Source organism: Streptomyces sp. NPDC085460 (genome assembly GCF_044541975.1).
Classification (GTDB): Bacteria; Actinomycetota; Actinomycetes; order Streptomycetales; family Streptomycetaceae; genus Streptomyces.
Map to the genome: position 1 here is coordinate 61469 of NZ_JBITTO010000009.1, position 21714 is coordinate 83182.

Below are 21714 nucleotides of genomic sequence, written 5' to 3' on the forward strand. Positions count from 1 at the left end.
GTCCGCCACAGGGCAATCGGATGGCCGTCTGGTGCCGTGTCCCCTTACGGACAACCCCGACGGTCGTCTCACGATGCGATACGTGAATGTCTCAGGCGCCGGACCGTCCGCCCGGCACCCTGTCCGGCTCCGGCTATGGCCCCGGGCGGACAGCCCTCCGGCATGGACAGGGCGCGGGACGGCGCACTGGAATGGCCGTTCCCGGCCGCGGGACGGCGCCACTTCCGGAACGGTGCGCCCGTGACGGCCTTTCCCGGAACGACCACTCCCGGAACGACCTCTCCCGGTCTGCACGACGCCTTGGGGGCCTCATGACCATCGACTCCGTACCGCCGCCGGTCCGGCTTCCGGCCGTCGCGCCGCCGCTCACCGACGGCGTCGTCCACCTGCGGCCGATCCGGGTCACCGACGCCCCGGCCGTCGCCCGCGCGGGCGACGATCCGGAGGTGGCCCGCTGGACACCGTTCCCCTCCCCGTTCACGGAGCGGGACGCCGAGGAGTGGATCGGCTCACGCTCGGCCCGGGAGACGGTGGACTGGGTCGTGACGGACCGGGAGGACGGCACGGAGGTGCTGGGCTGGGTCGGGCTCCACGACCTCGACGCCGGGCAGCGGAGGGCCGAGCTCGGGATCTGGCTCGCCGCCGGAGCCCGCGGGTCGGGGACCGGGCGCCGGGCGATCGCCCTGCTCACCGAGTGGGGGTTCCGCGAGCTCGGCCTGCTGCGCATCGCGGCGCTCTGTCTCAGCGGCAACGCGAACGGCCGCCGCGCGATGGCGGCGGCCGGCTTCGTGCCCGAGGGGGTGCTGCGCGCGTACGAGGACGTCAAGGGCGTCAGGTACGACACCGCCGTCCTCGGCATGGTCCACCCGGACCTGCGGGACTGACGTACGGGCCCGCGCCGGGTGGCGTTCCGGATCCCTCAGAGGGCGCGGACGAACGAGACGCGGTCGAGGCCGGGCCCGTCGTAGTCGGGCTGGAGGGGGCGCCCGTCGAGTTCCTTCGGGCCCGGCTCCGCCGTGAAACCCATCCGCGTGTGGAACCCGTAGGAGCCGGAATTCGCCGCGGACGTGATCGCGCGCACCACGGAACTGCCCCGGTCACGGCTCAGTTCGAAGAATTTCCCGTAGAGATGCCGGCCCAATCCACGGCCCTGCCACTCGGGGGCGACCCCCACGAAATGGATGTAACTCTCGTCCGCCCTCGACTGGGAGTGGAATCCGATGAGGAATCCCACCATCTCCCCGTTCTCCTCCGCCACGAAACTGCTCGACGTGAAGTGCTGGAAGTAGAGCCGGGGCAGCAGGAGGGCGCGCTGCACACTCCCCGTACTCCCCTCGAACTCGCCCCACCAGCGGTCGAGAACCCGAAGGACCCGCGGGTGGTCCTCGGCGACCGGATGCCTCAACGTGATTCCGCTCAGCGTCATTTGGGACATGCCCGGAAGCTACCACAGGGAAGACGGACGCCTCCGGGACCGCATTCCGGTTGCGGACATGTCCACTGGCGGACAAGGAAGGCGCTGTACAGCCCCGACCCCTCACGGAAATATCGGGGCGGCCGGGGAACCACGACGCCCCCCTGTCCCCTGATCCCTTTCCCGCATTCATTCGCCCTCGACGGTCTCTGGAGATTCACTATGCCGGGCTCACCGCTGTCCGCGGCAGCCGAGATCCACGACAGACTGTGCGCCGCAGGGGTCGTCCTCAGCCTGGACGGCGGAGCGCTGCGCTACTCGGCTCCGCCCGGGGCGCTCACGGAGGACCTCCGCGCCGCGGCCCGGGGCTGCCGCGACGACCTCGTGGAGCTGCTGCGCTCCTGGGAGGACAGGCCGGAGAACGGGCCGCAGGAACGGGGCGGGCCGCAGGGCGGTCCGGAGGACGGGCCGGACGACGTCTGGCGGTTCACCGCCGATCCGGAGGCGGCCGGCGAACCCTTCCCCCTGACCGCCCTCCAGCAGGCGTACCTCGTCGGGGAACAGGACTTCTACGACCACCCGGCCCCCGCCGTCTTCGTCCACGAGTACGCCTTCCCCGCCGGATCCGCGCCCGACGCCGACACCCTCGACCGGGCACTCGACCTCCTGTCGCGGGCCCACGGCTCCCTACGGCTCGCCGTGTCCCCGGACGGGACCCAGCGCATCCTGCCCGCCCCGGACGGGCCCGCCGCCCCCGTCGTCGACCGCAGGGACCTGTCCGCCCTCTCCGCCGGGGCCGCCGAGAGCGAGCTGGCGGCCCTCCGCTCGCGGCTCGCCGCGGACCTGCCGGACCACCGGGCGGGCCGTCCGTTCCTGATCCGCCACGTGACGCTGCCCGACGGCACGGTCAGGCTCCAGGTCGCGCTGCGCCTCATCGCCTTCGACGGTGTGACGACCCAGCTCTTCTTCACCGAACTCGCCCGGTGCTGCGCCGACCCCGGCCACGTGCCGCGGGCCGTGGCGCTCTCGTTCCGGGACTACGTCAACGGCCTGGAGGAGCGGCGGACCGGGAAGGCCCATCGCGTGGCCCGGCGCTACTGGGAACACCGCTCCCGCGAGCTGCCGCCGGCTCCCGCGCTGCCCACCCGCCCGCACGGCGCCGGCCGGGCCGGGGACACCCGGGCCGGTGACACCGGGCCCGGGGGCGCCCCGCTCCGGCGGATCGCCACGCGGCTCGACGCGGCGGCCTGGGGTCGCTTCCGCGCCCACGCGACCGCCGCCGGGCTGCCCGCCGGGACCGCGCTCTTCTCGCTCTTCGCCGAGTCCCTCCACCGCTGGTCGGACGGGGCCGCCGGCACGCTCACCGTGCTCGCCTCGCACCGGCCGGGCAACGATCCCGGTCTCCAGCGGGTCTGGGGCAACGCCAGCACCACCGTGCTGGCCGGTTACGGCGCGGCGGAGCCCGGGACCTCGTTCGTCGAGCGCTGCCGGGGATCCCGGGGCGCCCTGTACGCCGACCTGGCCGCCCTGGAGGTCTCCGGGGTCGAGGTGGGCCGCGCCCTCGCCGGCGGTGCCGGGGGAGGGAGCCCCTTCCCGGTCGTGTTCACCAGCGGCCTCGACCTGGTCGACGGCGCCCCCGGCGGCTTCCTGCTGCCGCTGCCCGGGGCGCGCCTCGCGCACAGCTCCATCAGCACGCCGCAGGTGCTGCTCGACCACCAGGTGTACGAGGAGGCGGGCGAGCTGGTCTGCAACTTCGACTACGCCGAGCACGCGTACCCGCCCGGCATGATCGAGGAGCTGACCGCCTATCACCGCGCCCGTCTCCAGGCGCTCGCGGACACGGACGCGGCCTGGCACGCCACGGCGCCCGTACCGCTCCCCTCCGGGCAGCTGCGGGAGCGGCGGCTCGCCAACGCCACCTCCGCGGACCTGCCCGCGGGGACCCTCCACTCGTTCGTCCTGGAGCGCTGCCGCTCGACCCCGGACACCCCCGCCGTGCACGACGCGGAGGGGACGCTCAGCGGTGCCGGGCTCGACCTGGCGTCGGCGCGGCTCGCCCGCCGGCTGACCGCCGCCCGGGCCGCCGCCGGCCGGGCCGACGAGCCGGTGCTCGTGGGCGTCCGCGTGCCGCGCGGGCGGGCGCAGTCGATCGCCGTGCTTGCGGTGCTGCGGGCCGGGGGCGCGTACGTTCCGATCGACCCCTCCTGGCCGGCGGCGCGGGTCCGCACCGTACTGGGTCACAGCGGCGCGCGGGCGCTGATCACCGCCCCGTGGCCGGACACGGCGGAGGCCGTGCCGGAGGGGGTGGAGGTGGTCCCCTGGGACGGGACGGACCCCCTGGCCGACGAGCCGGCCGGGGACCCGGCGGACACACCCGCCAAGACGCTCCCGGAGGGCCCGGCGGACATCCCCGCCGACGCGCTGTCCGCAGGCGCGGCGGACGAGGACGCCGACCGCACCGGCGGCCCGCTCGACCGGACCGCCTACGTCATCTACACCTCGGGATCGACCGGAACCCCCAAGGGTGTCGTCATCCCGCACGCCGCCGCCGTCAACACGCTCCGCGACCTCACCGACCGGTTCGGCCTGACCGCGCGCGACAAGGTGCTGGCCGTCTCCTCGCTCGCGTTCGACCTCTCCGTCTTCGACCAGTTCGGGCTGCTCGGCTGCGGCGGCGCCGTCGTGTGTCCGCCGGAGAGCCCCGTCCCCGACCCGGAGGCATGGGCCGCGAGCGTGCGCCGGCACGGCGTGACCGTGTGGAACTCCGTTCCCGCCCTGATGGCGCTCACCCTGGAGTACCTCGGGGAGCGGGCGCGCGACCTGCTCGCGTCCCTGCGTCTGGTGATGCTCAGCGGGGACTGGGTGCCCCTCTCCCTCGTCGAGCGGCTGGCCGAGGTCTGCCCGGACGCCGAGGTGATCGCGATGGGCGGCGCCACCGAGGCGTCCATCTGGTCGAACTGGTTCCGGACCTCGGAGCAGCCCGAGGACTGGCAGAGCGTCCCCTACGGGACCCCCCTCGCCAACCAGACCATGCACGTCCTGGACGGCGAACTCGCGGACACGCCGACCTGGGTCCCCGGGGACCTCCACATCGGCGGCGCGGGCGTGGCCTCGGGCTACCGGCACGACCCCGAGCGCACCGCCGCGTCGTTCTTCCCGCACCCCGTCACGGGTGAGCCGCTCTACCGGACGGGCGACCGGGCCCGGTACCGCGCGGACGGCGTCCTGGAGTTCCTCGGGCGCGCCGACCATCAGGTCAAGATCAACGGATACCGCGTCGAACTCGGGGAGATCGAGACCCAGTTGGTGCGCGCTGCGGCGGTGGAGACCGCCGTCGCCCTGGTCGACACCTCGCGCGGCGAGCCGTTCCTCGCCGCCTTCGTCGTCCGGCCGGGAGCGGGGGCGGCGGGCCAGGGCGATCGCCCCGGCCCCGCCGTCGCCGTCGCCGCCGACCAGGCGGAACTGCGGGACCGGCTCGGCGAGGTCCTTCCCCCGTACATGGTCCCGGCCGCCGTGCTTGAGCTCCCCGAACTGCCGCTCAGCGGCAACGGGAAGGTGGACCGCAAGGCCCTCCTCGCCGTCCTCGACGAGAAGGTGTTCGACGAGAGGGCCCTCGCCGACGGGCCCGCGCCGGGCGCGGGCTCCCCGGCCCCGGCCGAGGCGCCGGCCACGCCGCTGGAGGAGCGGCTCCTCGCCCTGTGGCAGGAGCTGCTCGGACCGGCCGCCCGCGGGGTGGAGGACGACTTCTTCGCGCGCGGCGGCAACTCCCTGACGGCGGTGCGGCTGTTCCGCGCCGTCGAGGCCGCCTTCGGCCGCCGGCTGCCGCTGGCCTCCCTCTTCCGTCACCGGACGGTACGGGCGCAGGCGGCGCTGCTCGCGGACACGGCCTCCCGGGCCGGGGGGACCGGTCTGCTCACCGTGCTCGGCGGCACCGGCGCCTGCCAGGTCGTGTTCGTCCACCCGGTCGGCGGTGACGTGCTCTGCTACCAGCAGATCGTGGACGCGGTGACGGCCGGTGAGGGAGCCGGCCGCGCCACCCTGTACGGCCTGCGGGCCTCCGGGCTGCACCCGGGCGAGCCGCTCGCGGACAGCGTCGACGCCATGGCCGGGCAGTACGCGCGCACGCTCCTGGAGGAGCTGCCGGACGGCCCGCTGCATCTCGTGGGCTGGTCGATGGGCGGCACGATCGCCCTGCACATGGCCGGGCTGCTCGAACGGCAGGGCCGTGCCGTCGCCTCGCTGACCACGGTCGATTCGTTCACCGGACGCGGCGACGGCTCCGTTCCCGGCCTCACGGCCCGCCTCGGCGGCTTCTTCGGCGACCTGACCGGGCGCCCCGACCCGCTGCGACGGCTCGACCTCCCGGAGGGCGGGTCCGAGGCCCGGCGGCTCGCGGACGCCCATGACGCGCTGGTGACGGCGGGCCTCCTGCGACGCCCGCTGGAGAGCGAGGAGTTGTCGCGTCTCTTCGCGGTGTACCGCAACAACTCCGCACTCCTCGAACGGCACACGCCCGCCGTCTGGCCGCCCGCCGACGCGCCCCGCACGGGCACGTCCGCCCCCGGCGAGTCCGCCCCCGGCACGTCCTCCCCCGGCGAGTCCGACCCGGGCGCGAACGACCCCGCCCGGCCGGCCCCCGCCTGGCTGCTGATCCGCGCCGAGCGCACGCCGCACGACGCGTTCCCCTCGCTGCTTCCCCTGGACGGAGCACTGCCCGGCGCCGGGCGGCTCGCCGTCCTGCCGGAGGACCACTTCTCCGTCGTACGGGGAGCGGGGGCGGCGTACGTCGCCCGTCGTATCGCCGCGGTGACCGGGGCCGCCCACGGCCCGTCCGACCCGATTCCCGACCAGGACCACGCATGAGACTTCTCTCGACCGAGCGAGCACTGCTCGACCAGGTGCTGCCGGGCTTCGACGCGCGGCTCGCGGAGTGGGGCACGGCTGCCGCCGAGGACCCGCGCACGGGGGCGGTCGACGCCTTCCGGGCCGCCGGGGGCGGCAATCTGCTGATCCCCGCCGCCCTGGGAGGTGCCGGGCTCGGCTGCCGTGACGGCGTCCGCCTTCAGCGGGCCGTCGGCAGCAGGGCGCCCTCCCTCGCCGTCGCCTCGACGATGCACCACTACAAGGTGGCGTGGCTGGCCCGCTGCGGCGGCCCGGCGGCCGGGGCCGTCCTGCGGCGCATCGCGGCGGAGCGGCACCTCGTCGCCTCCTGCGGCGCGGAGGGCACCGTCGGCAAGAACGTGTTCACGCCCGGCATCGACGTGGTGGCGGCGCCGGGCGGGCTCCTGGTCTCCGGGACCAAGCAGCCCTGCTCCCTGACCCGTTCGCTGGGGCTGATGTCGCTGTCGGCCGCCGGCCCGGCCGGCGGCCCGTACGCGGGACAGCTGCTGATGCTGATGCTCCCCGTCACCGAGGGGGTCGAGCGGCGCCCCTTCTGGGGCAACCGCGTCCTGCGGGCCACGGAGACCGACGCCCTCGTCCTCGACCGGGCGTTCGTCCCCGAGGAGATGATCGTCCCGCTCGGCGATCCCGCCGCCTCCCCCTGGCTGTTCACCTCCAACCTGCTCTGGTTCCAGCTGCTGATCACCGCCGCCTACCTCGGCATCGCCACCGGGCACGTGGAGCGCCTCTTCACCGGGGAGCGCGGCGCACCGGGCGACCGCGTCGCGGCCCTGGCCCCGCTGGAGACGGTCGCGGCGGCCCTCGACGCGCTGGCCGCGGACCTCGACGCCGCCGGCGACGAGGGCGCGGCCCCCGCCGGAGACCCCGGCGGCGACGACGCGCTGGGCCGCGCGCTGCTGGTCCGGTACACGGCGCAGCGCGCGATCGCGGAGGCCACCGACCGGGCGCTGGAGATCGAGGGCGGCATGCCGTTCGTGTCGGGCGGGCCGGGGTCCGAACTGCTGCTGGCCAGCCGCGCGCTGACCTTCCATCCGCCGGCCGAGACGGCCGTGCGCGACCGTCTCGACCAGTGGCTCCGCGGCGGCGGTCTCACCCTCGTGTGACCGCCCGCCCGGACCCCCGCCCCTCCCCCTTTCCTTCCCGCCCCCGCGAGGCGCCTCGGCAGGCGCCGCATGAGGAGACCCGATGATCGTCCTCGGCCTTCACTTCGGCCACGACGCCGCCGTCAGCGTTCTGCGCGACGGGGCGATCGCCTCGTACGTGCTGCGCGAGCGGCACACCCGCGTCAAGCACGCGGCGACGCTCGACGTGGCCACGGTCCGCCGCGCCCTCGGCACCGCGGGAATCGGCGCCGCCGACGTGGACGCGGTGGCCGTCTGCTCCACCCAGGGCGTCGAGCTGATCGCCGACGACCCGGCGGCGCTGTCGGTGGAGTACGCGGCGACGGACCCGTTCGGCCGGCCCTGCACCCTCCTGGAGGAGGAGCCGGACGCCGCCGCCGGGCGCGGCGGCGGGGAGTTCCTCGACTTCCTGTACGACGCGGATCTGGCCGCGACCTGGCTGGGCCGCTCGTACGCCAAGCTGTTTCCCGAGCACACCGGCCTGGAGCGGTCCGCGATCCGCGCGACGCCGTGGATCGACGACTACGTCTCGGACCCGTCCTGGGCCGACGGCCGGGGCCTCGCCGAGATCGCGGCGGCGCCCTCCGCCCCGCAGGAGCGCCTGCGGTACGGCTTCCACCTGCCCGTGCGGGTGCGCCTCGACGGCGTCACCGTCCCCGGGTACGCCGTCCACCACCACCTGGCGCACGCCGGGTCCGTGTACTACGCCTCCGGTTTCCGGGAGGCCGCCGTCCTCACCCACGACGGCTACGCGGAGGGCGAGAGCTACCACAGCGGCATGTACTACCTGGGCCGGGACGAGGCCCTGTACCCGCTCGCCCCGCACCACCTGGGTCTGGGCGGTCTGTACGACCGGGTCGGCGCCGCGCTGGGCCTGGGGGTCGTCGGCCCGGCCGGCAAGCTCATGGGGCTCGCCGCCTACGGCCGTCCGCGGTTCTACTCCTCGCGCTTCCTCGGCAACCACCACGACCTGCGGGGACGGTTCCGCACGGACGTGGCCACGGCGTGGCTGCGCCACTGCCGCCGCGAGGCGGAGCGGCTCGGCTACGACCTGGCCCCGTACGGCGACCCCGGGCAGGCCACGGCGCCGGTCAACGCGGACATCGCCGCGAGCACCCAGAAGCTGTTCGAGGAGGTGCGGATGGAGGCCGTCCGCACCCTGCACGCCTCCCTCGGCGCGGCGGGCGTGACCGTCCCCGACCTGTGCATGTCCGGGGGCACGGCGCTCAACTGCCCGTCCAACAGCCAGGTGGCGCAGGAGGGGCCGTTCCGCCGCGTCTTCGTCGAGCCCGCCTGCGACGACGGCGGCATCGCCGTCGGCGCGGCCCTCGCCGTCCACCACTCGATCCTCGGCCGTCCGCGCGCGCAGGAGACGGGTCCGGGGCCGGAGTTCCCCTCGCCCTACCTGGGCGCGCCCGCGTCGCGGGACGAGGTGGCGGCGGCCGTGCGGGCGGTCGGGGACGCCGTCGTGGTGGAGCGGCTCGACGGGGCCGGGGAGGTCGCGGAGCGGGCGGCGGAGGATCTCGCCGCCAACCGGGTGGTGGCCTGGTTCGAGGGCGGCAGCGAGGCGGGGCCGCGCGCGCTGGGCCACCGTTCGATCATGGCCGACCCCCGGGACGCCGGGAACTGGGAGCGGGTGAACAGGATCAAGGACCGTGAGGCGTGGCGTCCGTTCGCGCCGGCCGTTCTGGCCGAGCACGCCGCCGACTGGTTCCGTGACGTGCCGCTGCCCTCCCCGTACATGCTCTTCAACGCGACCGTGCGGCGGGCGGAGATCCCCGCCGTCACGCACGTGGACGGCACGGCGCGCATCCAGACGGTCGACGCCTCCGCCGGGCTGTACCACGCGGTGATCACGGCCTTCCACGCCCGTACCGGGGTGCCGGTGGTGATGAACACCTCCTTCAACGGGCCGGGGGAGCCGATCGTCGAACTGCCGGAGGAGGCGCTCGCCCTCTTTCTCAAGACCGAGCTCGACGTCCTGTACCTGGACGGCCTGCGCGTCACCCGAGCCTGATCCGACGGGCCGAGAGGAAACCCATGGACATCACGGACTCCCCCACGACCGCCGCCGAGTGGAGCGGCGACGTCCTGGCGGTGGGCGTCTTCGCCGAGGACGCCCCCCTGCTCGACCGGCCGTGGCCGCGCGAGCTCGACGCGGCCCTCGGCGGGGCGCTGCGACGGCTGACCTCGTACGACTCCTTCGGCGGGGGCAGGGACGAGCTGGTCGTCGGGCCCGGTGCGCCGGGGCGGTGCGAGCGGCTCGTGCTGTTCGGCCTGGGACGCCCCGGGGAGGCGACGCCCCATACCGCGCGGCGGGCCGGCGCGGCCGTGGCCCGGACCCTGACGACCGGCCCCAACCGGCGGGTCGCCCTCGCGCTGCCGTCGTGGCGCTCCGGTGAGCTGGACGTGACCGAGCATCTGGCGGAGGGGCTGAGCCTCGCCGTGCACTGCGGCCGGTGGAACGTCCTCAAGGACCGGTTCCGCGCTGACTACGGCTCCGACCTGCCCCGGGAGCCGGAGACGGTCGAGCTGCTCGGCAGCGGGGTCACCGGTGCGGTGCTCCGCGCCTCGGACGCGTTCACCGACGCCGTCGTCCGGGCGCGCGAGTACGTCGCCGCGCCCGCCAACATCATCACCCCGGACCGGCTCGCGCGGGAGGCGTCGGAGCTGGCCGCGCACGAGGGCTTCGAGGTCGAGGTGTGGGACGCCGCCGAGGCGCACGCGCGGGGCCTGACCGGCTTCGCCGCCGCCGTCGCCGGCAGTGCCGACCCGGCCCGCCTCGTCCGGCTCACCTACCGGCCCGAGGCCCCCGAGCTGCCCCCGGTCGCCGTGATCGGCCTCGGGCTCACCCACGACGACCGGGGGGTGGCACGCTCCGGCGGCGCCGTCGAGGGCGCCAAGAAGTACATGGCGGGGGCCGGGGCCGTGCTCGGTGCCGCGGCGGCGCTCGCCTCGCTGGGCGGGCGCCGGGAGACGCACCTGATCCTGCCCGCCGCGGCCAAGGCGGAGGGGCCCGGGGCCCTGCGTACCGGGGATCTCGTCACGACGGCGTCCGGTGCGACGGTGGAGGTGAACCACGAGGACGGGCACGGACGGCTGATGCTGGCCGACGCCCTGTACCTGGCGGAGCGGCTGGGCGCCCGGTCCACGGTCAGCGTCTCCGCGCTCGGGCTGCCGGTCGCCGCCGCGCTCGGCCCGAAGGCGGCGGGGCTGTGGAGCACGGACGAGGCGCTCACCGCGCGGCTGACCGAGGCGGGCCGGACGGCGGGCGAGCTGCTGTGGCCGCTGCCCCTGGTGGAGGAGTACGGGGACGAGCTGTGGGCCCCGTTCGCCAACAGCAGGGTCGCGGGGCCGCGCAGCGGGGACGGCGCCACGGCCGCGGCCTTCCTCCACCGGTTCGCGCCCGCCTCCTGGGCGCACCTGGAGATCACCGAGCCCGCCTGGTCCCCGCGGATCGACGGCTACTACAACGCCGGCGCCACGGGTTTCGGCACCGGAACCCTCGCCCGCTGGCTGTGCGGGCGCTGACCGCCGCCCGTTCCCCTCGCAAGGAGCCCCCGTGTACGTACCCGATCTGTACCGCGCCCAGGAACTGGCGCTCCATCACGAGGTGATCGAGGCCCATCCGTTCGGGATGCTGGCGGCCGTGGTGGACGGCCGCATCCACGGCACGCACATCCCGTTCGTCCTCGACAAGGGGCCCGGGCACGGCCCGTACGGGACGCTGCGCGGCCACCTCTCCCGGGCGAACCCGGTGGTGCCGGTGCTCCACGCCGGCGAGGAGCTGATGGTCGCCTTCGTCGGCCCGCACTCCTACATCCGCCCGGACGACTACGCCTCCGAGCCGCACTTCCCCACCTGGAACTACGCGGCCGTGCACGCCTACGGCCGGCCGCGGGTGATGGAGGGGGCGGAGGAGCTGCGGCAGCTGGAGGACCTGATCGCCCACGAGGAGGCGCGGTTCCTGCCGAAGGAGCCGTGGACCCTGGACCGGGCTCCGGGGGAGCTCGTCGAGAGCTTCCGGAGCGGGATCGTCGCCTTCGAGCTGCCCCTGGACCGGCTGGACGGGATCGTCAAGTTCGGTCAGAACAAGCAGCCCGAGGACGTCCGGGCCCAGATTTCCTCGTTCCGTGCCCGCGCGGCCGAGGCGGCGGCCTCGGCGTCCGCCGTCGCGGACCGCATGGAATCCCACAACGCCGGAAGACTGGCGCCCCAGCCCCCGATTCAGGACACGACGCAGCCCCCGATCCGAAAGGCGCGGTGAAGCCATGCCCGGAGCAATTGATTCCGCTCTCTCCCCCTCCCCCGAGGACATCCAGGAGAGATTGTCGGCCATTTGGCGGGATCTTTTCGGAGAAAGCGATATGCGCATTCGTGAGGACGACGACTTCTTCGCGCTGGGCGCCTCTTCGCTGCTGGCCATGAGAATGGCCGTGGCCGCGTCCGAGGAGTTCCAGGTGGCGGTCGGCATCGTCGCCGTGGCCGAGAACCCCACCCTGTCCGGACTGGCCGGACACATCGCGGGCCTGGCCGGAGCGCGCGGTGAGCGTGAGGAAGGCGAGCTGTGAGCGGGTGAGCCTCGCCCGCGTCCGGCCCCTCCGCGGTGTCCCGGGAGGGGCCGGACGCGGTGGCCCGCGGCCCGATCCGTCAGGTGGTGTAGCCGGAGTTGAGCTCGACGTAGCCCTCGGTCAGGTCGCAGCCGTAGACGGTGAACTCGCCGTCGGCGATGCCGAGGTCGACCCGGATGACGACCTCGTCCCCCATGAGGTACGCGCGGGCGCGCTCCAGCATGGCGTCGTCCGGCTCCTCGGGGAACAGCTCCAGGTCGCCGTAGTGGATCCGTACCCGGGACGGCTCGATGTCGAGGTCGTCGTCGAGCTTGCCGATGGCCATCGCCACCCGCCCCCAGTTCGGGTCCGCGCCGTGCACGGAGGTCTTGACCAGCGGGGAGTTCACCACCGCCTTGCCCGCCCGCTTGGCCTGGGCGGTGTCCCGGGCGCCGGTGACCCGCACTTCGAGCAGCTTGCCGGCGCCCTCGCCGTCCGAGGCGATGTCCCGGACCAGCGTCAGCGCGGCCTGGTACAGCACCTCCTCGAACTCGGCCTCGTCCACCGGACCCGCCAGACCGTTGGCGAACACGGCCGCGGTGTCGCTGGTCGAGGTGTCGGTGTCGATGCTGAGCGCGTTGAACGTCCGGTCGGTCACCCGCCGGAAGACGGCGTCGAGCCGGTCCGCGTCGAGCTGCGCGTCGGTGAAGAAGAAGGTCAGCAGCGTCGCCATGTTGGGCTCGATCATGCCCACGCCCTTGGCGATGCCGACGACCACCGCGTCGCCGCAGCGCAGGTGGACGGACTTGGCACGGGTGTCGGTGGTCATGATCGCGGCGGCCGCGGCCTCGAAGTCGGCGGCGGGCAGGGGCGACGGCATCTTGGCGATGCCCTCCCGGATGCTCTCGATCGGGTACGGACGCCCGATCACGCCGGTCGAGCCGATCACCAGCTCCTCGGGCAGGACACCGGCCTTCTCGGCGGCGAGCCTGCGCACCTCCTCCGCGTGCGCGGCGCCGACCTTGCCGGTCGCCACATTGGCGTTGCGGGAGACGACGACCATGCCGCGGCTCCGGTGCCGGTCGGTGTCCTCGCGGCTGAGCACCACGCTGGGGCCGGCGAAGCGCGACTTGGTGAAGACCGCCGCGGACACGGCCGGCACCTCCGACACCACCACCGCGAAGTCGTGCGCGACGTCCTTCAGTCCCATGTTGGCGGTGTACGAGCGGAAGCCCTGCGGTACTGCCAGTTCCATGATCGATTGCCTTCTCTCATCTGTTCGACACGCGCCGACGGCCGCATCAACATTCTGGAAGCAGAATATTTACTTGCCCCAGGGTGCCATGGAACCACACGCGGAGCGTACGGATCCGCCGCCAAGTTCCTTACGGGGGCGCCGAGGAGGGTGGCGGCAGCACGCACGCTCCGCACGGCAGCGGAGGGAGGGCCGCCCCCGGTGCATAAAACCTATGCCTGTCCGCGCTCCGGCTCAGGGGTGGTCGAGCCAGCCGCGGGCCATGGCCCTGGCGCCCGCCTGGAAGCGGCTCTCGGCTTCGAGCCGCTCCATCACGTCGGTCATCAGCCGCCGCAGGGTGCGGGAGGACACGCCGAGGCAGCGCGCGATCGCCTCGTCCTTGTGTCCCTCGGCCAGCATCCGCACCAGGGCCCGCTCGCGCTCGTCGAGTTCGGCGCCGGCCTCCTCGGCACCCTCCCGGGACGCCCGGTTCACCGGTTCCCCGCGCGGCGGCACGACCGCCCCGTGCACCCAGCAGTGCTCGAAGATCCGGACGAGGACGTGGACGAGCTCCGGCCCCTTGAACTCCAGCGCGGCGAACCGGCCCTCGCGCGGCAGGGTCGAGGCGAATCCGAGCACGCCGTCCACCACGATCAGCCGGAGCGGCAGGACGGAGGCCACCCGCACCTCACCCCCCGCTTCCTGCAGGTTCATCAGATGCGCCCGCCCGTAGGGGATGCGCAGCATGCAGTCGAGGTGGATCGAGCGCATCACCACACCGCGCTCCAGGACCTGCTGGTTCCGCTCCATGCTGTCCGCCAGCATGGCGGCCGAGAGCGGAGTGCCCGGGTGCATGCTGAGGACCTCCTTGCGGGCCCGGGCGGCCGCGCCCTCCAGGGCGGACACCACCTCGGCCTCGTTCTCCAGGAGGGTCACGCCGAAGGCGCCCCGGTGGGTCGCCTGGATGGCCATCAGGTTCTCGCTCAGCGCCGCGAGCGCGACGCGTCCCTGGTGCAGCTCGTCCAGCCGCCGCCGGAGCGACACCTCCTCGCGTTCGAGCACCCGGGCGAGGGCGGCCTCGGGCGACGCCGGCGTCGGCTGTGCCGCGTTCGACCGGACCAGTCCGCTGTCGGCGAGGAAGTCCATCGCGGAGCTGAGCGCCTGCGGCTCCGCCCTGAGGTGCTCCTGGGCGTCCCTCAGGGTCGACCCGGGTGCGGTAACAAGAAATCGGAACAGTTCGTGAACAGCATCGGTCCCCACGTTCATCAGTCAACAACTCCCCCACGTACGCCGCGCCTGACAGAGGGATCCTGCGCGAGGCATAGATATGCACGCAAGCTCGCGTTTCACGATGCCTCGTTCACTCGGATCGAGGAGAATTCCGCATTCGCCCGCATACGGCGCGCCTCAGGCGATATGCGTTCCGAGGATCTTCGGCCGACGGCGCCCCCGCCTCCGATTCTTGAAGGGCTGAAGGCCGAATCCCGCCTGTTCCTTCAGCGTCTCGCCATCTGAGAAGAACGCGTCCATGTCCGCTTTCTGTCATGTCCTCAGACGGACACCGGGCGCCCCTGTACCGACGTCCGCCCCCTGACCATGCTGGGGGACGACGGCCGGACAGCACGAGGACGATCCGGCCGGATGTCATCCTTCCTGGGGAGATTCGATTCACGTGAGTGCACGTCATATGTCCGTGGGTGTCTGTTCGGGCTGGACCCGCATGTGCCGCGGCTCGGCCACGTTCGCCGCCGCGATCGTCGCCGCGGCAGGGCTGGCGGCGGCGGTGCCGACCGCGCTCCCGCCGGGCGAGGCCCGCCCCGCGCTGGGCCTCCAGAGCGGTGAACTCGGCGCGACGGAGCAGGACTTCGCCTGGGGCTGACCGGCGCCCGCCCGCTCCTCGGCGTGACGGTCCGCGTCACGCCGCCTCGCTGTCCGAGGCCACGACGTTCCGATCCGCCCGGGAGGGCTGCCGCGTGTCACCCACCAGCACGACGACGGCGAGCATGAAGTGCGAGGTGCTGCCCGCCGGGGTCGCCCTCGTCGAGTTCTCGCACGCACACGAACAGAACCCGTTCAGCAGGGCGCGGATGCGTGAACTCACGCAGCTCATGCTGGACCTGGACGCCGACGACGCCGTGGCCTGCGTGGTCCTGTACGGCGGTCGCGACCGCTCCTTCGGCGCCGGAGGCGACTTCCACGAGGTGTCGGAGTTCCACGGCGGCGACGAGGTCGACGCCTGGATCGACGACATCACCACGCTGTACAGCACCGTCGCCGGCATCTCCAAGCCCGTCGTGGCCGCCATCGACGGCTACGCGATCGGTGTCGGTCTGCAGATCGCCCTCTGCTGCGACCTGCGGATCGGCAGCCGCTCGGCGAAGCTCGTGATGCCCGAGTTCCGGGTCGGCATCGCCTGCAACTTCGGCGGCTACATGCTGGAGACGGTGGTCGGCCGCGGCGTCATGCAGGACATGCTCTACACCTGCGACGAGTGGCCGGCCGAGCGGGCGCTCGCCGACCGGCTGCTCCACGAGGTGACCGCTCCCGAGGATCTGCTGGACCGGGCGCTCGACCGGGCGCGCCGCATCGCCGGCTACACCACGGCCGCGGTCCAGTCGACCCGGTCCCGGGTGAACGGCCCCTTCGTACGGGGTCTGCAGCGGGTGCGCGAGGAGGGCAAGCGGTCCCACCGCACGGCCTTCTCCGCCGGCGAGGCGCAGCAGCGGATGCGGCGGATCATCGGAAAGTCCTGACCCCGCGCCCCGGGGTGGACTCTGTACCCGCCGCTCCCGGGGTCACGTCTGTGCCCGCCGCTCCCGAGGAGCGGCGGGCACAGGCGCGCGCGGCCGGACGTCACCCACCCGGTCCTGACGAGCCAGGGTGCCGTTCCCCCGCGCGGTCCCGGGTCATCGCCACACCGTCGGGACCCGGCAGATACGCGAGCCGGTCGCGCGCCCCGGTGACCCGGCGCCCCTCGCCGCCGGACCCCCGGCCCTCCCCCGCGGCCCGCCGGCGCCCCAGCCGTCCGAGGACGAACTCCTTCCACGCGCGCAGCCGGGTCACCGGGGACCTCCGGCGCGAACGGCGGCCGGGAGGAGCGGGGCGGTACCGGCGGCCAGACCGTTGCGGCGGCGCCAGTCCTCGCAGATGAGCTCGAAGTCCCCGAGGGTGAAGCCGGCGGCGGCCATCTCGCCGATGACGTCCTCGCCCAGGACCCGCCGCAGCAGCTCCGCCGTGTCCCCCGCCGCGGCGCTCCCGGCCAGGTCGACGGGGAGGGCCCGTACGGGAGGCAGCGTGAAGGCCACGCCCTTCAGTTCGTAGCGGACGCCGGGCGGGAGGGCGCGGGCACGACGGGCGGCGAGCACGTCGAGGGACACCGTCCCGGTGTCGCCGACGGTGTCGGCGGTGGATCCGCTCCTCCTGATCACTCCGTTCGTCGGGGGCAGGATGGGGTCGGTGGCGGGCACGGGGACCTCCGGTCGAGGGAGACGGGACGGACGAACGGACGGGGTACGGGCCGGCTCCGGGCGGCGGGCCGGTTCCCGCGCATCGGGCGGCGGCCGGTTCCGGCGCATCGGGCGGCGGGCCGGCTCCGGGCGGTCGGGGCGCGGGTCAGTTCCAGGCGAGGAGCACGACGCTGCCCACCGCCAGCGCGACGCCGACGTGCTGGATCCCCCGGATGCGCTCCTTGAGGACGAGCCGCGCCAGCAGCACGGTGCTGATCGGGTACAGCGACGACAGCAGCCCGATGACGGCGAGGCTGCCGTCCCGGACCGCGACGAGGAAGAGCGCGCTCGACCCCATGTCGAGCACGCCGGAGAGCAGGGCGAGCCGGGCGGGCCGGGCGGAAAGGGCCGGTGAGGTCCGCCGTACCAGGATGAACAGCAGGATCGCGGTGAGCGAGGCGCAGCGGGCCCACACCAGCGGCCACAGGCTGGTGTCGCTCGACGTGTGGGCCAGGAAGACGAAGAAGGCGCCGAATCCGGCACCGGCGAGCAGCGCCAGGGCCAGGCTGCGCAGCATCGCCCGCCGGTCGGCGGACTCCCCCGTACCGTCGCCGCTGAGGGAGACGAGGAGCACGGCGGCGAGGGCGCACACGACGCCGATGACGGCCAGGGCGGAGAGCCGGTCGCCCGTCAGGACGCCGGCGACGACGGGCAGCGCCGCGGCCGCGGCGGCGGTGGTCGGGGCGACCAGGCTCATGACGCCGCTGGCCAGGGCGCGGTAGAGCAGGACGGCGCCCGCGCTTCCGCACAGCCCGGCGAGCGCGCCCCAGAAGACCTCGTTCCAGCTGCTCCCCGAGCGGGAGAGCAGGCCGACGAGGGTGAGCGCGGTGGCGAGCCCGGCGGCGTTCGACCAGACGACCACGACGACGGCGCGGGCCTTCTTGGCCGCGAGCCCTCCGACGAAGTCGCCGGCGCCGAGCACCATCGCCGAGGCGAGCGCCAGGAACAGGTTCACCAGTTACTCCTTGTACGAAGAGAAGCCGGGGGCGGCCACGTGAGGGCCGCCCCCGGTGTGGTTCGGGGACGCGTTACGGACGGCTGGTCAGGTAGCCGCCCATGGTCCGGAAGAAGTCGACGCCGCGGTGCTCGACGCCGTCGTCCGTGCGCACCCGCTCCACGACCAGGCCGTACTCGGAGCCGCGGCGCGCGTCCGGGCCGCAGACGATGGCGACGCCCTCGCCGACCGGGCGGAACACCCGGCCGACGGTCCCGCCGAGCCGCATGGGCGAGACCGAGGCGGCCAGGATGCGGACGCGCTCGCCCTTGTAGTAGGCGAAGGCGTTGGGGTACGGGTCGACCTGGGCCCGGACCAGGTTGGCGAGGTCCTTGGCCGGCCAGTTCCAGTCGATCCTGCTGTCCTCGACGGACCGCTTGTGGAAGAAGGTCGCCTGCGCCGGGTCCTGCGGGATCCAGTCCGTGCGGCCGGATCCGATCAGCTCCAGCGACTCCAGCACGGCGGGCGCGAAGAGGTCGATGGTCTTGTGGAAGAGGTCGGTGACGGTGTCCTTGTCCTCGACCGCCACGCGCTTCTGGACCACGATGTCGCCGAGGTCGAAGTTCTCGTCCATGAAGTGCACGGTGACGCCGACCTCGGGCTCGCCGTTGATCAGCGCCCAGTTGAGCGGGGCGAAGCCGCCGTAGCGGGGCAGCAGGGCGTCGTGGATGTTGATGGCGCCGTGGGTGGCGAGGGCGTAGATCTCCGGGGCGACCCAGCTGCGCCAGTCGGAGGAGACCAGGAGGTCGGGCTCCAGCTCCCGCAGCCGCTCGGCCACTTCCTCGTCGTTGGCGTACTTGCGGGTGAGCACGGGGATGCCGTGGCGTTCCGCGAGCGCGGCGACGGAGTCGTTCCAGATGGTTTCGTAGGCGTGGTTGCTCGACGGGTGGGTGATGACGAGCGGAACCTCGTGCTCGGACTCCAGGAGTGCTTCCAGGACCCGGTGGCCCCAGGTCTGGTAGCCCATGAAGACGACGCGCATGGGTGTGGTCCTTCCGGTCACGGCCGCGTGAGCGGCAGCGACCATACGTAGGCGAAGCCGGCGCCCGCCTTGTGGTCGAAGGTGTCGCCGGCCTCGTACGTGGCGAGCGCACCGCTGTATCGCGAGTTCGGGGACTTCCTGCTGACCACCGTGCAGGAGCCCTTGTAGAGCTCCATGGTGATCTCGCCGTTCACCTGCGGCTGCAGCGTGGCGACGAAGCCGTCGAGGGCGCGGCGCAGGTCGGAGAACCAGTAGCCGTAGTAGGCGAGTTCGGCGTAGCGCAGGGCGAGGCCCTGCTTGTGGTGGAGCGTCTCGCGGTCCAGGACGATCGCCTCGAGCTCCTCGTGCGCGGCCATGAGGACGGTCGCGGCGGGCGCCTCGTAGATGCCCCGGGTCTTGAAGCCGACGACGCGGCTCTCGACGATGTCGACGCGGCCGACGCCGTGGCGGGCCGCGACCGTGTTCAGCCGGTCGACCAGCGCGGTGAGTTCCAGCTTCTCGCCGTCGAGGGTGACCGGCACGCCGGCGGCGAAGCCGATGGTGACCCGCTCGGCCTGCTCCGGCGCCGACTTCGGGTCGGCGGTGAGCTGCCAGGCGCGGGCCGGCGGGGGCTGCTCGACGTCGTCCAGTTCACCGCACTCGATGCTGGTGCCCCAGATGTTGGTGTCGATGCTGTACGGGTTCTCCTTGGTCACCGACACCTCGATGCCGTGCTCCCGGGCGTAGGCGAGCTCCGACTCGCGGGTGGTCAGCTCCCAGTCGATGACGGGGGCCAGCACCTTCAGCTTCGGGTCGAGCGCGGTGACGCTGGTGTGGAAGCGCACCTGGTCGTTGCCCTTGCCGGTGGCGCCGTGGGCGACCGCGTCGGCGCCCTCGGCGTGCGCGATCTCGACCATCCGCTGGGCGATCAGCGGCCGGGAGAGCGGCGCCGCCACCAGGTACTTGTTCTCGTAGCGGGCGTGCGCCTGGAGGGCCGGGAGGGCGAAGTCCTTCAGGAAGCGCTCGGAGAGCGGCTCCATGTAGACCTTCGACGCGCCGGTGCGCAGGGCCCGCTCCTTGACGACCTCCAGCGACTCCATCTGGCCGATGTCCGCGCAGAAGGCGATGACCTCGGCGTCGTACCGCTCCTTCAGCCAGTGCAGGGCGACGGAGGTGTCGAGTCCTCCGGAGTACGCGAGCACGATCTTCATGGGTTCTCCAGGGTTCTGTGGCGGACGGGGGACGGTGCCTTCGGGGTCACCGCGGCGCCGGGGCGGGCAGCTCGGCGAGCACGGCGTCGAGGGCCTCGGCGGTCTTCGCGCCGCCGGCGACCTCGCGGGCGGCCCGCAGGGTGGCCTCGTGCGCGGTCGTGAGCGTCCGCCGGGTCGCGTCGAGCCAGGCGGCGTGGCCCTCCACGGCGGCGCGAAGCTCGGCGCGGACGGCCTCGACGCTCTGCGGGGAGGTGCCGCCGGGGCTGGTGTAGCTGGTCACGGCGGTGCGCGGGGCGAAGATGTGCGCCAGCACCGACTCCTCGACGGGGTGGCCGAGTTCGGCGAGGATCCGGGCGCCGGCGGCGGTGTCGCGCAGCGTCGCGCCGCCCTTGATCAGGGTCGAGACGAGGGTGCCGGTGATGTGGTGGGCCTCGCGGAACGGGATGCCGTGGTCCGAGACCAGGTAGTTGGCGAGCTCGGTGGCGGTGGAGAAGTTGTCCCAGCACAGGTTCTCGCCGCGCTCGCTGTCGAAGCGCAGGCCCCGGGTCTGGCCGGCGACGATGCGCAGGGTCGACAGGTAGGTGTCGATGGCGTTCCACAGGTACGGCTTGTCGTCCTGGAGGTCGCAGCTGTAGCCGAGCGTCACGCCCTTGGCCATGGTGAGCAGCTGGACGAGGGTGCCGACGGTCCGGCCCGACCGGCCGCGGGTCAGCTCGGCGACGACCGGGTTCTTCTTCTGCGGCATGATCGAGCTGCCGGTGGCGTACGCGTCGGAGACCTCGACCAGGCTGTACTCGTGCCCGCTCCACATGACGATCTCCTCGGCCATGCGGGAGAGGTTGTTCCCTCCGAGCGCGAGGGCCGAGGCGGTCTCGATGAGGTAGTCGCGGGCGCTGGTGGCGTCGAGGGCGTGGCTCAGGACGCTGCCGAACCCCAGCAGACGGGCGGTGAGTTCGCGGTCCAGCGGGAAGGACGTGCCGGCCAGGGCGCAGGCGCCGAGGGGCGCCTCGTCGGTCCGCTCGAACGCGCCGCGCAGACGGCGGACGTCGCGCAGCAGCATGCTGGCGTGGGCGGTCTTCCAGAATCCGACGGAGACCGGCTGCGCGGCCTGGCTGTGCGTGTAGCCCGGGAGGATCGAGAGCAGGTCCTCCTCCGGGAAGGAGAGCAGCTCCTCGACCAGGGCGAGGTTGGCGGCGACGGCGTCGAGCTGGACGCGGCGCAGGTACATCCGGGCGTCCGTGGACACCTGGTCGTTGCGGGACCGCGCGGTGTGCATGTGGCCGCCGACCTCGCGGCCGAGGTCCTCGATGACCATCTGCTCGATGTTGAAGTGGACGTCCTCCAGCTCCGGACGCAGCGTCAGCTCGCCGCGCTCGTGCCGCTCCCACAGCTTCAGCAGGGAGCCGAGGATCGCGCTCGCGGTCTCCTCCGGGATGACGCCCTGCCGGCCGAGCATCAGCACATGCGCCATGTCCTGCCAGAGATCGGCGAAGACGAGACGGACGTCGACATCCGTCGTGAGCGTGTATTCGAGGACATCGGGCGTGATGTCCTCGTCGAAACGGCCGCCCCACAACTTATCGGTCATTGCACGTTCTTCCTTAGCTCCGGACCTGCTTCAGTCGCACTTCTCGTCCGCCGACGGCGAATTCGATCATCAGACGCGGCCCGAAGGGCTGTCCATGGGCATCCCCTGGCCGCGTCGGGTCGTGACCGGAAATGGACAGCCCACCCTGCGGGTACCGGCGGGCGAAAGAGCCCGGCCTACGGGCCGATTTCCGCCTTCCGCAAGGGTGTTGACCCCTCGTCACCTGCGCGTCT

General features: G+C 73.4%; 17 protein-coding genes. 9 read left to right on the forward strand and 8 right to left on the reverse strand.

The annotated features are described in order from the left end of the window. Positions 1-311: 311 nt before the first annotated feature. Complete coding sequence (locus tag ACIGHB_RS23695) at positions 312-884, forward strand: GNAT family N-acetyltransferase (RefSeq protein WP_399915720.1); 573 nt, start codon at positions 312-314, stop codon at positions 882-884. Between the two features lie 35 nt (positions 885-919). On the opposite strand, the gene ACIGHB_RS23700 is transcribed toward ACIGHB_RS23695, so the two are convergent. Next, a complete protein-coding gene (locus ACIGHB_RS23700) occupies positions 920-1435 on the reverse strand; it encodes a GNAT family N-acetyltransferase (RefSeq protein WP_399915722.1) in 516 nt (171 codons plus the stop codon). 201 nt (positions 1436-1636) lie between these two features. Here ACIGHB_RS23700 and ACIGHB_RS23705 point away from each other — a divergent pair, with 201 nt between their 5' ends. From ACIGHB_RS23705 to ACIGHB_RS23730, 6 genes are all read left to right on the forward strand, one after another. Further along, the gene (locus ACIGHB_RS23705; RefSeq protein WP_399915724.1) at positions 1637-6277 is read left to right on the forward strand and encodes an amino acid adenylation domain-containing protein; all 4641 of its coding nucleotides are present in this window, start codon (positions 1637-1639) and stop codon (positions 6275-6277) included. Further along, on the forward strand, positions 6274-7419 hold the full coding sequence (locus ACIGHB_RS23710) for an acyl-CoA dehydrogenase (protein ID WP_399915726.1): 1146 nt from the start codon (positions 6274-6276) through the stop codon (positions 7417-7419). Before ACIGHB_RS23705 ends, ACIGHB_RS23710 begins: the two co-directional genes overlap by 4 nt. 82 nt (positions 7420-7501) lie before the next feature. Then, positions 7502-9454, forward strand: a complete 1953-nt coding sequence (locus ACIGHB_RS23715; RefSeq protein WP_360317774.1) for a carbamoyltransferase C-terminal domain-containing protein — start codon at positions 7502-7504, stop codon at positions 9452-9454. 23 nt (positions 9455-9477) lie between these two features. Further along, positions 9478-10968 carry a leucyl aminopeptidase family protein gene (locus tag ACIGHB_RS23720; protein WP_399915728.1) on the forward strand — a complete coding sequence of 497 codons (1491 nt, stop codon included), beginning with the start codon at positions 9478-9480 and terminating at the stop codon, positions 10966-10968. A 31-nt stretch (positions 10969-10999) separates the two neighbouring features. Then, positions 11000-11704 carry an FMN-binding negative transcriptional regulator gene (locus tag ACIGHB_RS23725; protein ID WP_360317779.1) on the forward strand — a complete coding sequence of 235 codons (705 nt, stop codon included), beginning with the start codon at positions 11000-11002 and terminating at the stop codon, positions 11702-11704. 4 nt (positions 11705-11708) lie between these two features. Further along, entirely contained in the window at positions 11709-12008 is a 300-nt protein-coding gene (locus ACIGHB_RS23730; RefSeq protein WP_360317781.1) for a phosphopantetheine-binding protein, read from the forward strand. A 79-nt stretch (positions 12009-12087) separates the two neighbouring features. On the opposite strand, the gene argJ is transcribed toward ACIGHB_RS23730, so the two are convergent. Together argJ and ACIGHB_RS23740 are read right to left on the reverse strand one after the other, a co-directional pair. Then, positions 12088-13242, reverse strand: coding sequence for a bifunctional glutamate N-acetyltransferase/amino-acid acetyltransferase ArgJ (gene argJ / locus ACIGHB_RS23735; protein WP_399915732.1), 1155 nt, complete (start codon positions 13240-13242; stop codon positions 12088-12090). Positions 13243-13476: 234 nt separating this feature from the next. Continuing rightward, positions 13477-14487 carry a LuxR C-terminal-related transcriptional regulator gene (locus tag ACIGHB_RS23740; RefSeq protein WP_399915734.1) on the reverse strand — a complete coding sequence of 337 codons (1011 nt, stop codon included), beginning with the start codon at positions 14485-14487 and terminating at the stop codon, positions 13477-13479. 406 nt (positions 14488-14893) lie between these two features. Between ACIGHB_RS23740 and ACIGHB_RS23745 the strand changes: the two genes are divergently transcribed. Together ACIGHB_RS23745 and ACIGHB_RS23750 are read left to right on the forward strand one after the other, a co-directional pair. Then, entirely contained in the window at positions 14894-15100 is a 207-nt protein-coding gene (locus tag ACIGHB_RS23745) for a hypothetical protein (protein ID WP_360317789.1), read from the forward strand. Positions 15101-15194: 94 nt separating this feature from the next. Next, positions 15195-15974, forward strand: coding sequence for an enoyl-CoA hydratase/isomerase family protein (locus ACIGHB_RS23750; protein WP_360317791.1), 780 nt, complete (start codon positions 15195-15197; stop codon positions 15972-15974). A 306-nt stretch (positions 15975-16280) separates the two neighbouring features. Here the strand turns inward: ACIGHB_RS23750 and ACIGHB_RS23755 are convergent, their stop codons facing one another. From ACIGHB_RS23755 to argH, 5 genes are all read right to left on the reverse strand, one after another. Beyond that, positions 16281-16688, reverse strand: coding sequence for a hypothetical protein (locus tag ACIGHB_RS23755; protein ID WP_399915737.1), 408 nt, complete (start codon positions 16686-16688; stop codon positions 16281-16283). Between the two features lie 145 nt (positions 16689-16833). Beyond that, a complete protein-coding gene (locus tag ACIGHB_RS23760; RefSeq protein WP_360317795.1) occupies positions 16834-17682 on the reverse strand; it encodes an EamA family transporter in 849 nt (282 codons plus the stop codon). A 73-nt stretch (positions 17683-17755) separates the two neighbouring features. Continuing rightward, complete coding sequence (locus ACIGHB_RS23765) at positions 17756-18703, reverse strand: methionyl-tRNA formyltransferase (protein ID WP_399915739.1); 948 nt, start codon at positions 18701-18703, stop codon at positions 17756-17758. Positions 18704-18720: 17 nt separating this feature from the next. Then, entirely contained in the window at positions 18721-19893 is a 1173-nt protein-coding gene (locus tag ACIGHB_RS23770) for an argininosuccinate synthase (RefSeq protein ID WP_360317799.1), read from the reverse strand. Positions 19894-19939: 46 nt separating this feature from the next. Continuing rightward, the gene (gene argH / locus ACIGHB_RS23775) at positions 19940-21481 is read right to left on the reverse strand and encodes an argininosuccinate lyase (protein WP_399915741.1); all 1542 of its coding nucleotides are present in this window, start codon (positions 21479-21481) and stop codon (positions 19940-19942) included. Positions 21482-21714: the final 233 nt, after the last annotated feature.

Coding starts and splice junctions, on each gene's coding strand:
- ACIGHB_RS23695 (WP_399915720.1), top strand. CDS start 312: ATGACCATCGACTCCGTACCGCCGCCGGTCCGGCTTCCGGCCGTCGCG.
- ACIGHB_RS23700 (WP_399915722.1), bottom strand. CDS start 1,435: ATGTCCCAAATGACGCTGAGCGGAATCACGTTGAGGCATCCGGTCGCC.
- ACIGHB_RS23705 (WP_399915724.1), top strand. CDS start 1,637: ATGCCGGGCTCACCGCTGTCCGCGGCAGCCGAGATCCACGACAGACTG.
- ACIGHB_RS23710 (WP_399915726.1), top strand. CDS start 6,274: ATGAGACTTCTCTCGACCGAGCGAGCACTGCTCGACCAGGTGCTGCCG.
- ACIGHB_RS23715 (WP_360317774.1), top strand. CDS start 7,502: ATGATCGTCCTCGGCCTTCACTTCGGCCACGACGCCGCCGTCAGCGTT.
- ACIGHB_RS23720 (WP_399915728.1), top strand. CDS start 9,478: ATGGACATCACGGACTCCCCCACGACCGCCGCCGAGTGGAGCGGCGAC.
- ACIGHB_RS23730 (WP_360317781.1), top strand. CDS start 11,709: ATGCCCGGAGCAATTGATTCCGCTCTCTCCCCCTCCCCCGAGGACATC.
- argJ (WP_399915732.1), bottom strand. CDS start 13,242: ATGGAACTGGCAGTACCGCAGGGCTTCCGCTCGTACACCGCCAACATG.
- ACIGHB_RS23740 (WP_399915734.1), bottom strand. CDS start 14,487: ATGAACGTGGGGACCGATGCTGTTCACGAACTGTTCCGATTTCTTGTT.
- ACIGHB_RS23765 (WP_399915739.1), bottom strand. CDS start 18,703: ATGCGCGTCGTCTTCATGGGCTACCAGACCTGGGGCCACCGGGTCCTG.
- ACIGHB_RS23770 (WP_360317799.1), bottom strand. CDS start 19,893: ATGAAGATCGTGCTCGCGTACTCCGGAGGACTCGACACCTCCGTCGCC.
- argH (WP_399915741.1), bottom strand. CDS start 21,481: ATGACCGATAAGTTGTGGGGCGGCCGTTTCGACGAGGACATCACGCCC.